Annotated in this window: 13 protein-coding genes; 11 read left to right on the top strand and 2 right to left on the bottom strand. The window is 45.3% G+C overall.

Annotated features, from left to right (window positions below):
- Nucleotides 1–185: 185 nt before the first annotated feature.
- The 10 genes from BLT91_RS14325 (at nucleotide 186) to BLT91_RS14370 (ending at nucleotide 8292) form a co-directional block, all read left to right on the top strand.
- Nucleotides 186–1331, top strand: a complete 1146-nt coding sequence (locus tag BLT91_RS14325) for a thiolase family protein (RefSeq protein WP_090821979.1) — start codon at nucleotides 186–188, stop codon at nucleotides 1329–1331.
- Nucleotides 1332–1349: 18 nt separating this feature from the next.
- A complete protein-coding gene (locus BLT91_RS14330; RefSeq protein WP_090821982.1) occupies nucleotides 1350–2120 on the top strand; it encodes a 3-hydroxyacyl-CoA dehydrogenase in 771 nt (256 codons plus the stop codon).
- Between the two features lie 15 nt (nucleotides 2121–2135).
- Nucleotides 2136–3287 (top strand): CaiB/BaiF CoA transferase family protein, encoded by a 1152-nt coding sequence (locus tag BLT91_RS14335; protein WP_090821984.1) that lies wholly within the window; start codon nucleotides 2136–2138, stop codon nucleotides 3285–3287.
- Nucleotides 3280–4425 (top strand): acyl-CoA dehydrogenase family protein, encoded by a 1146-nt coding sequence (locus BLT91_RS14340; protein WP_090821986.1) that lies wholly within the window; start codon nucleotides 3280–3282, stop codon nucleotides 4423–4425. The genes BLT91_RS14335 and BLT91_RS14340 overlap by 8 nt, the downstream gene beginning before the upstream one ends.
- Nucleotides 4426–4434: 9 nt before the next feature.
- Nucleotides 4435–4710: an NUDIX domain-containing protein gene (locus tag BLT91_RS14345; protein ID WP_090821989.1), complete on the top strand. Its 276-nt coding sequence runs from the start codon at nucleotides 4435–4437 to the stop codon at nucleotides 4708–4710.
- A 163-nt stretch (nucleotides 4711–4873) separates the two neighbouring features.
- Nucleotides 4874–5014 (top strand): hypothetical protein, encoded by a 141-nt coding sequence (locus BLT91_RS31610; RefSeq protein WP_175532301.1) that lies wholly within the window; start codon nucleotides 4874–4876, stop codon nucleotides 5012–5014.
- Nucleotides 5015–5080: 66 nt separating this feature from the next.
- Nucleotides 5081–5278 (top strand): hypothetical protein, encoded by a 198-nt coding sequence (locus BLT91_RS31615; RefSeq protein ID WP_090821993.1) that lies wholly within the window; start codon nucleotides 5081–5083, stop codon nucleotides 5276–5278.
- Nucleotides 5279–5712: 434 nt separating this feature from the next.
- On the top strand, nucleotides 5713–6276 hold the full coding sequence (locus BLT91_RS14360; protein WP_175532302.1) for a DUF6143 family protein: 564 nt from the start codon (nucleotides 5713–5715) through the stop codon (nucleotides 6274–6276).
- The gene (locus BLT91_RS14365) at nucleotides 6273–6830 is read left to right on the top strand and encodes a DUF6143 family protein (RefSeq protein ID WP_090821995.1); all 558 of its coding nucleotides are present in this window, start codon (nucleotides 6273–6275) and stop codon (nucleotides 6828–6830) included. The genes BLT91_RS14360 and BLT91_RS14365 overlap by 4 nt, the downstream gene beginning before the upstream one ends.
- A gap of 157 nt (nucleotides 6831–6987) precedes the next feature.
- Nucleotides 6988–8292 (top strand): homocysteine synthase, encoded by a 1305-nt coding sequence (locus BLT91_RS14370; RefSeq protein ID WP_090821997.1) that lies wholly within the window; start codon nucleotides 6988–6990, stop codon nucleotides 8290–8292.
- Between the two features lie 184 nt (nucleotides 8293–8476).
- Here BLT91_RS14370 and mctP read toward each other — a convergent pair whose 3' ends face one another.
- Entirely contained in the window at nucleotides 8477–10036 is a 1560-nt protein-coding gene (mctP, locus tag BLT91_RS14375; protein WP_090821999.1) for a monocarboxylate uptake permease MctP, read from the bottom strand.
- Nucleotides 10037–10054: 18 nt separating this feature from the next.
- Complete coding sequence (locus BLT91_RS14380; protein WP_090822130.1) at nucleotides 10055–10264, bottom strand: DUF3311 domain-containing protein; 210 nt, start codon at nucleotides 10262–10264, stop codon at nucleotides 10055–10057.
- Nucleotides 10265–10573: 309 nt separating this feature from the next.
- Between BLT91_RS14380 and BLT91_RS14385 the strand changes: the two genes are divergently transcribed.
- Nucleotides 10574–11938, top strand: coding sequence for an acyclic terpene utilization AtuA family protein (locus BLT91_RS14385; RefSeq protein WP_090822001.1), 1365 nt, complete (start codon nucleotides 10574–10576; stop codon nucleotides 11936–11938).
- Nucleotides 11939–11941 lie beyond the last annotated feature (3 nt).

Below are 11941 nucleotides of genomic sequence, written 5' to 3' on the forward strand. Positions count from 1 at the left end.
GTGAGATACCATACCACGAAGCATGCGCTTGGTGTAATAAAAATGTTATTTAAATAAGTTTCCTAACTTTAAAGGTCCAATTTATCATACAAATGTAATAGGTCGTAAAAAAACGACAAGAAAGTATGGCAGGTTAGACCTTGCCACACATTCATATTCCTCTAGACAGAAAGGAAGAAACCATTATGCGTGAAGTTGTTATTGTCGAAGCGGTCAGAACTCCCCTTGGTCGCCGAGGAGGAGCATTAAGCGGAATTCGTCCTGATGATTTAGCTGCAGAAGTGTTAAAGGGGCTTGTAACTAAAGCGGGAATTGAGCCGGGAATCATAGATGATGTCATCATGGGATGTGTAACTCAATCAGGGGAACAAGCAGGAGATATTGCCAGAGTAGCAGCTCTGCTTGCCGACTTTCCAATTGAGGTTCCGGGAATTACGATTGACCGTCAATGCGGGTCCAGTCAGCAAGCTGTTCATTTCGCTGCACAAGCGATTCTAAGCGGAGATATGGACGTCGTTGTAGCGGCTGGTGTAGAAAATATGTCCCGTGTTCCGATGAATGTGCAAGGAATTCCATGGAATGAAAAACTTACAGCGCGTTTCGGAGTATTTAATCAAGGAATATCCGCAGAAAAAGTAACGGAGAAGTGGGGATTCAGCCGCCGTCAATTAGACGAATTTTCATTGGAAAGCCACAGGAAGGCTATACAAGCTCAACAAGAAGGAAGATTCGAACGGGAAATACATCCTATTGAGGTTACGCTATCAGATGGCACGAAAACGATACTATCTCAAGATGAAGGCCCTAGAAGAGAAACTTCAATCGAAAAATTGGGAGCTCTTAATCCCGTGTTTATGGAGAACGGCAAGATTCATCCAGGAAATTCCAGCCAAATTAGTGATGGCGCAGCTGCCATTCTGTTAATGTCTCGTGAAAAGGCCGAAGCATGCGGATTGAAACCGCGGTTTCGAATCATCGCTCGTGCTGTTGTTGGTTCTGATCCCGAATTAATGCTTACGGGTCCGATTGCTGCAACACAGAAAGTGTTACAAAAAGCGAATTTAACCATTCAAGATATGAATATATATGAAGTGAATGAGGCATTTGCGCCTGTCCCGCTTTGTTGGTTGGCTGAGACTGGAGCAGATCCTGCAAAGCTGAATCCTAATGGCGGAGCGATTGCACTCGGTCACCCGCTAGGTGCTAGCGGAGCACGTATCATGGTTACCTTGATGCATGAACTGGAGAGAACCGGAGGGCGTTACGGTTTGCAAACCATTTGCGAAGGTCACGGCATGGCAAATGCAACGATTATTGAACGTTTAAATTAGAAATAAGGAGGAGTATGAATGAATCTGCAAGATTGTGTAGCCGTAGTAACAGGAGGAAGTTCAGGATTAGGCGAAGCAACAGTAAGGAAGATTGTACAGTGTAAAGGTAAAGCAGCGATACTTGATTTGACCAAAGAAAAGGGTCTTGCCCTTGTGGAAGAGTTAGGCCGAGAGAATGTGATTTTCGTACAAACAGATGTCACAAGTGAAACTGATGTACGTATAGCTTTAGAACAAACCGTAGAAGCTTTTGGTTCCATTCAAGCTGTTGTGAATTGCGCCGGAATCGGCATAGTTGAGAAAGTAATAAATAAAAACAAGCCGCATGAATTATCAAGCTTTACTAAGATCATACAGATCAACCTGATTGGAACCTTCAATTTGATTCGATTGGCTGTAGAAAAAATGGCGGAAAATCAGCCCAATGAAGAAGGGGAACGCGGTGTCATCATTAATACGGCTTCCGTTGCAGCTTACGAAGGACAAATTGGGCAAGCAGCTTACAGTGCTTCGAAAGGAGGAATTGTGGGCATGACATTGCCCATTGCCAGGGAGCTCGCGAGATATGGTATTCGCAATATGACTATCGCGCCTGGATTGTTTGAAACACCGTTATTCAATTCTCTTCCTGAGGAAGCAAAGATAGCCTTAGGTGCCTCGGTGCCATTTCCGCAGCGTTTGGGAAAACCGGATGAATTCGCCAAGCTTGTGCGAAGTATCATTGAAAATCCCATGCTGAACGGAGAAACGATTCGCCTAGATGGTGCGATACGCATGCAGCCGAAGTGAAGAGGATGTGAGCGCATGGCTTTATTAAACGCTATTAAAGTTTTGGATTTTTCAACATTACTGCCAGGTCCTTATGCAACGATGATGCTTGCAGATTTGGGCGCTGAAGTTTTGCGGGTCGAATCACCAACAAGGCCGGATTTGCTTAGAAACTTTAATGCTAAGGATGGCGAGGATTCTACTGCCCATCAATATATTAACCGCTCCAAAAAATCTATTGCTCTCGATTTAAAGAAACCGGAGTCTATAGATCTTGTGAAACAACTTATAGAAGAGTATGACATTGTTTTAGAGCAATTTCGTCCCGGCGTCATGGAGGCGTTAGGATTAAGTTACGAAGAACTGAAACTAGTGAATCCGGGCCTCATCTACTGTTCGCTTACTGGATATGGACAAAACGGTCCTTACCGTGATCGTCCGGGTCATGACAACAATTTTTTGGCAATCTCAGGAATAGCCAGCTATTCAGCTCGCAAAGAAAGTAGACCTATCCCAATGGGAATTCAGATTGCTGATATTGCCGGTGGTTCCCTGCATACGGTTATTGCGATCTTGGCAGCCATCATCCACCGCAAAGAAACGGGTGAAGGTCAATATGTAGATGTGAGTATGACGGACACTGCCTTTGCTCTAAACACCTTGTTCGGACCGGGATATTTAACAGCTGGTATTGATCCGGAGCCTGAAATGATGGAGCTCAACGGCGGCACTTTCTATGACTATTACGAAACTAAAGACGGGCGGTACTTTTCTGTAGGAAGTCTTGAACCTGCATTTAAAAAACAGTTATGTGAAGCGATCGGGCAGCCCGAACTGATAGAACTTGGGATGAGTGAAAGCTTTGAAGATATAGATGCATTTAAAAAGAAGATTACAATAGCATTTCTGGGTAAAACGTATGAAGAATGGACGGCTAAATTTGCTAACATGTCGGCTTGTGTGGAGCCGGTGCTCAAGTTCTCTGAAGCTTGCGAACATTCGCAAATCAAAGCGAGGAAAATGATCGTAGAAGTTCCTAAGGCTGATGGTACCTTCCAACGGCAGATTGCTTGCCCGATTAAGTTTTCGGCCTTTATGCCGGAATATAAGCATATCGGCGTGAATCTAGGGGCTCATACGAAAGAAATACTTAAGGATTTAGAAAAAAGGAGTGGAAAACATGTCTAACAGCTATGTGCAGGAAGAACATCGCATTTTTCGCAGCTCCCTTCGCAAATTTCTTGAGAAAGAAGCCGTTCCGTACTACGACCAATGGGAGGAAGATCGCATAATCCCTCGTCAATTTTGGGATAAAATGGGCAATGAAGGGTTCCTTTGTCCGTGGGTTGATGAAAAATATGGAGGTCTTAACGCTGATTTTGTCTACTCCGTCATTTTAAATGAAGAGCTGGAGCGTGTCGGCACGAGTTTAATTGGATTTGGCCTTCATACTGATATCGTCGTTCCCTATCTGGATGCATATGGATCTGAGGCGCAGAAGGAGCAATGGCTGCCGAGATGTGTAAGCGGGGAACTGATTACAGCAATTGCGATGACAGAGCCAGGAACAGGGTCAGATCTTGCAAATATTAGAACAACGGCTTTAAAAGACGGTGATTTTTACGTCATAAACGGTGAAAAAACATTTATTACGAATGGTATTCATTCGGACTTAATCGTTGTCGTATGTAAAACAGATCCAAAGGCAAGCCCAGCTTACAAAGGAATTAGCCTTCTTGTAGTTGAACGCGATACTGTCGGTTTTTCAAGAGGAAAAAAATTAAACAAAGTGGGCCTGCATGGCCAAGATACAGCCGAACTGATCTTTCAAGATGCGCGTGTACCGGCTTGTAATCTTCTGGGGGAAGAAGGAAAAGGCTTTTATTATTTGATGGAAAAGCTGCAACAGGAACGTTTAATCGTAGGAATAGGAGCACAAGTTGCGGCAGAAGAGATGTTAAGGATGACAATAGCCTATACAAAAACCAGAAAAGCGTTTGGACAGGCTATTAGCAAGTTTCAAAATACGCAGTTCAATATTGCCGAAATGGCAACGGAGGTGGAAATTGGCCGTACGTTTATTGATCGTTTGATCGTAGAGCATATGGAAGGAAAAGACATTGTAACTCAAGTCTCAATGGCCAAATGGTGGTTAACGGAAATGGCTAAGCGGGTTGCCGGTATATGTATGCAGCTTCATGGTGGATATGGCTATATGGAGGAATACCCGATCGCTCGTAGATATCGGGATATACCTGTAGCGGCCATTTATGCAGGAACCAATCAAATTATGAAAAGCATCATTGCCAAAAATTTAGGTTTATAAGACAACAATATCGTTGTTTCTGCGGCAACAATTGTAATAAATGAGCGGAACGAAATATTATTAATAAAAGGTCCTTGGAGAGGTTGGGAAATGCCGGGGGGGCAGGTTGAAGAAGGTGAATCGCTGAAAGATACGGCAATTAGGGAAACAAAGGAAGAGTGCGGTTTAGAGGCAGGAGTCTTTCCAATTGGAGAAGTCTTAGAGATGGTAACTTGGAAAAATGTTAGGCAAAGAATTGAGCTTTGCTTAAATGAAGAACTTCATCCATTTTATGTTGAGTTTTGACTATGTTATTCCGCTAACAGTGAACGATAGCACCATGAAACAGGCTGCCGACAGCAATGGATTGGCAGCCTGTTTTATTCTTTACAACAATAGGAATCCCAAAGTAGATATTGAAATAATTATGTTAAAGCAGGATAGATCTTGTGAGAGGAGTGTAAGGGGCATGATTGAGAACACGATTCAATTACAGATGGGCGATTATTGGGTTATGCGGAATACGGGCGGCCAGACGGGACTCCCGTTATCACGATACACGGAACGCCGGGGGCGCGCTTTGGCGCCTCCCGACTGGATCAGTTGGTGAACAGAGCCTCATCCTGGGCGAACAATTGACCACGTAGTGGAGGATACGGTCTTTTTTGCAGATGTCATGGAATTGAAGCAATTCGCTCTTAGTGCTGGATCGGGAGGAGCCCCATTTGCATTAGCCTGCAGCCAACGCATGCCTCACCGAGTAACGAAAACTGCCATAATGGCAGGACTTGGGCCGGTATACTTACCCGAATTGCTTGAGGGGGTATCAAAGGAGGAACTGAAGAGCACCGAAAGCAAATACCTGCCGCTGTAAAAGATCTCATTGCCCTGGTGGTGAGTGAAAGTACAAAAAGTCCCCTCGGGATGCTTGATGATTATCGATGCTTCGGTCATCCCAAATGCTAGCCTCAAACGGTTCCACAACGTAGATCACATAACAACGTCACAAACCGCCCTTCCCGAGGTACTTGCTTTCCTCGCCGAATAGCTTTCATTGTAAACAACTGCAAGAACTACTAAGCTATTTGTCAGATCGACTATAGATTCCTATCTAGCAATTTCCCTACTTGTTCATGCGAAACGGTGATTAATCAATGACAAGAACTTTAGCAACGTTTGCTTGTTTGATCATTCGACTTTAATTACGTATCGATGACGGAACAATAAACGTGAATGCTTTTGGGAAATCGAAAATAAAATGTGGTAAAGCCTGCTGATTGGCGAATGCTGGCATGAAGGAGGGATCCCGTGTTCGGCTTGATCAAAAAAAGGCGCCAGCCTGTTGAAGTGGTGGATGTGAAGAGTCGTACGTTGAATTCATTTCGGGGCAATTATTTTATCGGCCAGACCGATGCGCTCATAATGGAGGGTCAGCAACAGAACGCTTGGGGTGGAGTGTTCAATCCCGCAGAATCAGGAGTCATCCTGTTCTTAGACATTTTTGCCATCACCAATTTTTCAAGCCAATTCTTTAATATGGAAATATGGGTTAACCCCAAACTTACTGGAAAAGGCAATACCTCTTCTCTTGTTCATCCCGCCAATCTCACGCTAAATCCACCTACCCAGCCTAAAGTAAAGCTGCAATACGCTAGCCAAATTAATGAAATTCCTATAGGGGGAGTAAATGTGAGTAACCGAATCGTTCCCCCGAATTCAACGTTTATGAGCGATTCTAACAAAGGCGGAATCGTCATACCACCCGGTGGGTCCTTTGCTATTTTCTTGAAATCTCCAGGCCCATTTATATATGAGTCTAGAATCGTATTCAGATGGTGGGAGGAAAAAAATTCAGTTGGAGGTCAGCAATGAGCTTTCAACACAGAAAAAGTGCAGAGCAGCCTGTTGAGGTCATCAATATGACCGAATCTGTTTATCAAACCCGGCTTGGAAATTATTTTCTCGGACAGACGGGGTTGTTAACTTTTGGAGAACGTAATTACGCTTGGGGAGGACTATTCAATCCGAGTGATTCCGGTATCCATTTATTATGTGATGTATTTACGGTTACGAATTATTCACCCAATCCATTTACTGTTGAATTTTGGTTGAAAAACAACTCCCTAGGAAAAGGAACCGTCTCTCGGAATGTTGCCTCAGTTAATCAGGCGATTTGTCCCATTCCGATACCTAAGGTGGAGCTGCGGGATGCAGATCGGCTGAGCGAATCTCCTAAGGATGGTCTGTTTTCATTTGTACAAATAGCGGAGCCTAAGTCAACCGTTACAAACGATTTACAAGGCATGATTATCCTGCCTCCAGGAAGCTCTATCATCGCTTTTTTACGTTCACAGGAGAGGGGGACTGTTCCGTCGCGAGTGGGCTTTGGCTGGTGGGAGGATCCTGCTCCATTGACTAACGGATAAATCAAAATCCGGTTCATATTTTGGAAATCGCTATCGCGCTAAAATATGAAGAGTTAATTAAGGCTTTACCGGAGCAATACGTTTAGATTCAAAGATCCCTAAACGAGAATAATATGGAAGAGTATTACAATTTCTGGACTTTGGGGAGTGAACTTCAATGGCGGAACAATTTTCAGAGGAAAGACGCTTTTTGGAAGAGACACTGGCAGTGCATGGCGGACAGGAACTTGATCCTTCGACCTTCTCTCGTGCTGTACCGATTTATCAAACGACCTCTTATGGCTTCAGAGACGCTGAGCATGCGGCCAATTTGTTCGGATTGAAGGAGTTTGGCAATATTTATACGCGTATCATGAATCCGACAACCGATGTATTCGAAAAACGGATTGCGGCACTGGAAGGAGGCATTGGTGCGCTTGGCGTAGCATCCGGACAGGCAGCGATTACTTATTCAATTCTGAACATTGCCGAAGCAGGCGATGAAATTGTATCTGCAACAAGCCTCTATGGCGGAACATATAATTTGTTTTCGTATACGCTAAAGAAGCTAGGGATTCACGTGCGGTTCGTCGATCCAAGTAACCCGGAAAACTTCCGCGCAGCAATTACTGACAAAACCAAGGCATTATTTGCTGAAACGATTGGAAATCCGAAGGGCGATGTTCTGGATATTGAAGCCGTTGCGCGAATTGCACATGAGAACGGCATTCCGCTGATTGTTGATAATACGTTCCCTAGCCCTTATTTACTAAAGCCGATTACACATGGAGCGGATATTGTGGTTCATTCCGCTACCAAATTTATCGGCGGACATGGCACCTCCATCGGCGGCGTAATTGTGGACAGCGGCAAGTTTGACTGGGCCGCAAGCGGAAAATTCCCTGGATTAACAACTCCGGACCCCAGCTACCACGGTGTTGTGTATACAGATGCAGTTGGGTCAATTGCCTATATTATTAAAGCACGCGTACAGCTGTTAAGAGATATGGGCGCAGCGATTTCGCCCTTCAACTCCTTTTTGATGCTGCAAGGTCTTGAAACTCTTCACCTTCGTATGGAACGTCACTCATCGAACACTTTGAAGGTTGCCGAGTATTTAGAGCAGCACGAGGATGTAGAAGGGGTAAGCTACGCTGGCCTTGAGAGTCATCCTTCCTACGAGCTCGCGAAAAAGTATTTGCCTAAGGGACAAGGAGCGATTCTTACTTTTGAAATTAAAGGCGGTGTGGAAGCTGGCAAGCGTCTTATCAATGCCGTAAAATTGTTTTCCCATCTGGCTAATGTGGGAGATTCTAAATCGCTTATTATTCATCCTGCCAGCACAACTCATCAGCAGTTATCAGAGCAGGAACAGCAGGCGACTGGTGTAACACCGGGACTAATACGGTTGTCTGTCGGCACAGAAGCAATTGAGGACATTCTGTACGATCTCGAGCAGGCAATCCGGGTAAGTCAAGGTTGATCAAATCAAACGGATAACGGCAAACCACAATAGCCTTGCTATTCGCAGTCCAGTGGACTCGAGTAGCGAGGGTATTTGCTCTAGTTATCCTCTTTTAGCTACTTATGATTCGCTCGGCAGCCTATTCCGCAAATTGAAAACAGAAACGGAGCCTTGCAAGTTTGCAGGCTCCGTTTTCTTCATTTTATACATGGCGGGAGTTTCCAATGGAGTGAGTGTTGTTTTGATCTTCTGCTACGTCAAAATGATAATCTTGCGGTTGCGTTTCGTCTTTGCCATTTCCGATACCAATCGCACGGAAGATGAAAGTTAGGACGATGGCCACAATGAAATTCAATACTAGCGCATAGAGCCCAGAATATACCGTCGAAGCGCCGGATAGTCCGAATGGCAGCTTGTACTGATTTCCATAACTGGTTGAAACGGCCATAAATGTACCGTATACCATCCCAATTAGCCAGCCAATTACCATAGCCCAACGATTCAACCATCTTGTGTATAAGCCGACTACGACCGCAGGCAAGGTTTGAAGAATCCAGATCCCGCCCAGCAGCTGCAGGTTGATTGCGTCCTGTTTGTTCATTAAGAAAATGAACAGCAATGCGCCGACTTTCACAACAAGCGAGAACCATTTTGCAACCTTGGATTCCTGCGTGTCTGTGGCATTTTTGTTGATATACGCTTTATAAATATTGCGCGAAAACAGGTTGGCCGCAGCAATCGACATGATCGCAGCTGGGACAAGGGCACCTATACCGATTGCGGCGAACCCAAATCCTGCAAACCAGCTAGGGAACATTTTAAGGAACAATTCCGGAATAGCAGCGTTGCCATCCTTCGTCGTGATGCCAGCGGCAATCGCCATAAACCCAAGCAATGCAATGATACCCAGCACGAACGAGTAGGCCGGCAGCAGTGCGGAGTTGCGTTTAATCACATTTCGACTGCTCGAACTGAAGATCCCGATCAAGGAGTGCGGGTACAGGAACAAGGCAAGTGCGGAGCCAAGTGCCAACGTCGCATAAGGCGCATAAGCCTTAGGACCAAGGATGACAGCTTCCTTATGCTTGATTGCTGCGGCATCAAAGATCGGACCAAATCCGCCAAGCTTATACGGGATATAAATAACGGCTGCAATAACAGTGATATAGATCATCAAATCTTTGACAATGGCAATGGCGGCCGGAGCGCGAAGACCGCTATTAAATGTATAAATCGCCAGTACCAGGAAGGCAATGATAAGCGGCAAATCGTGCATAAAACCTGTCCCCGTAAATCCCATGGCATCGAGTACAGCCTGCATACCAACCAATTGAAGCGCTATGTACGGCATCGTAGCCAAAATACCTGTAACCGCGACAGCCAATGCAAGGGAACTGCTTCCAAAACGTCCCTTAACGAAATCTGCTGCCGTAATGTAGCCATGCTTTTTGGCAACTGACCACAGGCGCGGCATAACGACAAATATGAACGGATAAATGATAATGGTATACGGAACAGCGAAAAATCCGATCGCGCCTTTCCCATACATCGAAGCAGGAACGGCAATAAACGTATAGGCCGTATAAAGATCTCCGCCTAGGAGAAACCAGGTGATCAGCGTTCCGAACCTTCTTCCACCTAATCCCCACTCATCGAGAAGCTCAAGGTTCCCTTGACGCCATCTTGCCGAATAAAATCCGATAACCGTAACTAGTAGAAAGAACAATAAGAAAACAATGAATGCCGTCCAATTAATATTCATAATAGCTCCTTCTCTCTCTTATTTTCGCTTAGTAGCGAAATAAACGACTGCCGTTAACACTGCACTGATAATAACCCACAACAATTGATACCAGTAAAAAAATGGCATTCCCGCCAGTTTTGGCTCTGCAGTAGAATAGGATGAAGGCCACAGCATAGCTATAAAAGGAATGATCAGAAGGATGTACCACCATTGGCTGGCATTTTTTTCATTTTGTTTATTCTGCATGATCAATGTCACACTCCTTTCGCATATTTTGTAAAAAAGTTCACAGGAAAATTTTGCAACATGAAAGCGTTTTCGTCAATATATATTTTTCATTTCTTCTACTAAATTGTGTATATCCGATGTTTGAAAATTTGAAGTCGTCTTGGTGAATCCTCATCTTGAGAAAAAGAATAAAGAAAACTGTGACAATACCGCCTACAAATGACTTTCAGCGTTTTTTTCATGGAGAAGCCGAATAAAAACGTTTGTCCCCCCCATAAAATGATTATAAAGCTGTACCTGATGACTTCGAGTTGAAAGGGGGCTGACATGAAAACGATCCGAATTGGGGCAGGACAAGGATTTTATGGGGACTCCATTATACCTGCAATTGAAACGGCGAAGAATGGGAATGTCCAGTATCTATGTTTCGATTGTCTCGCAGAATTAACGCTAGCCATTTTGCAAAAAGATCGGCAAAGAGACCGGGCCAAGGGATATACAGGAGACATTACACGAACGATGATTGAGCTTCTACCTTTTGTAAAAGAAAAGGGATTAAAAATACTGACAAATGCCGGGGGAATGAATCCGCATGGAGCCGGACAGGAGGTACTGCGTATTGCCCGGGAAATGGGGATTGAAGGACTGAAAGTGGCAGTGGTCACAGGTGACGATGTTCGGGATCGATTAGATGATTGGGAGCAGCAGGGCATTTCCCTACATCATATGGAAGATGGAAGAAATTTGGGATCCATTAGGGATCGTTTGGTATTTGCCAACGCCTATCTAGGTATCGGTTCCGTTGTGGAAGCGCTTCGGCTAGGCGCCGACGTGATCGTAACCGGACGGACGACCGACTCCGCGTTATTTCTTGCTCCGTTAGTCTATGAATTTGGCTGGGAGCAGGAGGATTGGAACCGTATGGCGCAAGGCATACTGATGGGGCACCTCATGGAGTGCTCCGGGCAGGCAATGGGAGGAAATTTCAGTGGGGATTGGCAGTCCATTAAAGATTTAGATAACATCGGCTTTCCAGTGGCGGAAGTCCGAGAAGATGGAGAATTTGTCCTTACGAAGACGGAGGGAACGGGTGGGCTTGTCTCCGTAGATACAGTAAAGGAACAGCTGTTGTACGAGATTCATGACCCGTCCGCTTACATGACGCCGGATGTTGTATTGAACCTGACAGAAGTTCAATTGGAGGAAATAGGTGTGAACCGGGTGCGTGTGACAGGCGCTCGTGGAACGAAGCATCCCGATCAGTTGAAGGTTGTCATGGGGTATGCGGACGGCTGGCTCGGGCAAGCGCTATGTGGCTATTCATGGCCCGACGCACTCGCCAAAGCACGGACCGCAGATCGCATTATACGTAAGCAAATCGAGCGAATAGGTTTGCAGTTTGACGACATCCAAACGGATTATCTCGGCTACAATTCATTACACGGACCACTCGCGAAATTGCCACAGGAAGAGCTGAATGAAGTGTATTTGCGTATCGCCGTACGTACGAGGAACAAGGATGATGCAGCCAAGCTGGGCAGACTTTTTCCGCCGTTGATGCTTAGCGGTCCTCCGGCCATGGGCGGATTCCTGGGTATGATGAAACCGCGCGAGCTGCTTGGGATGTGGTCATGTCTCGTGCCGCGCGAAATTGTTGAGAGCGGGGTTCAAGTGAACGTTCTGGAGGTGTAGGCA

Source organism: Paenibacillus sp. yr247 (genome assembly GCF_900103825.1).
In the GTDB taxonomy this organism is placed as follows: domain Bacteria; phylum Bacillota; class Bacilli; order Paenibacillales; family NBRC-103111; genus Paenibacillus_E.

Coding starts and splice junctions, on each gene's coding strand:
- BLT91_RS14385 (WP_090822001.1), top strand. CDS start 10,574: ATGAAAACGATCCGAATTGGGGCAGGACAAGGATTTTATGGGGACTCC.
- BLT91_RS14380 (WP_090822130.1), bottom strand. CDS start 10,264: ATGCAGAATAAACAAAATGAAAAAAATGCCAGCCAATGGTGGTACATC.
- BLT91_RS31610 (WP_175532301.1), top strand. CDS start 4,874: ATGATTGAGAACACGATTCAATTACAGATGGGCGATTATTGGGTTATG.
- BLT91_RS14335 (WP_090821984.1), top strand. CDS start 2,136: ATGGCTTTATTAAACGCTATTAAAGTTTTGGATTTTTCAACATTACTG.
- mctP (WP_090821999.1), bottom strand. CDS start 10,036: ATGAATATTAATTGGACGGCATTCATTGTTTTCTTATTGTTCTTTCTA.
- BLT91_RS14365 (WP_090821995.1), top strand. CDS start 6,273: ATGAGCTTTCAACACAGAAAAAGTGCAGAGCAGCCTGTTGAGGTCATC.
- BLT91_RS14340 (WP_090821986.1), top strand. CDS start 3,280: ATGTCTAACAGCTATGTGCAGGAAGAACATCGCATTTTTCGCAGCTCC.
- BLT91_RS14370 (WP_090821997.1), top strand. CDS start 6,988: ATGGCGGAACAATTTTCAGAGGAAAGACGCTTTTTGGAAGAGACACTG.
- BLT91_RS14325 (WP_090821979.1), top strand. CDS start 186: ATGCGTGAAGTTGTTATTGTCGAAGCGGTCAGAACTCCCCTTGGTCGC.
- BLT91_RS31615 (WP_090821993.1), top strand. CDS start 5,081: ATGGAATTGAAGCAATTCGCTCTTAGTGCTGGATCGGGAGGAGCCCCA.
- BLT91_RS14330 (WP_090821982.1), top strand. CDS start 1,350: ATGAATCTGCAAGATTGTGTAGCCGTAGTAACAGGAGGAAGTTCAGGA.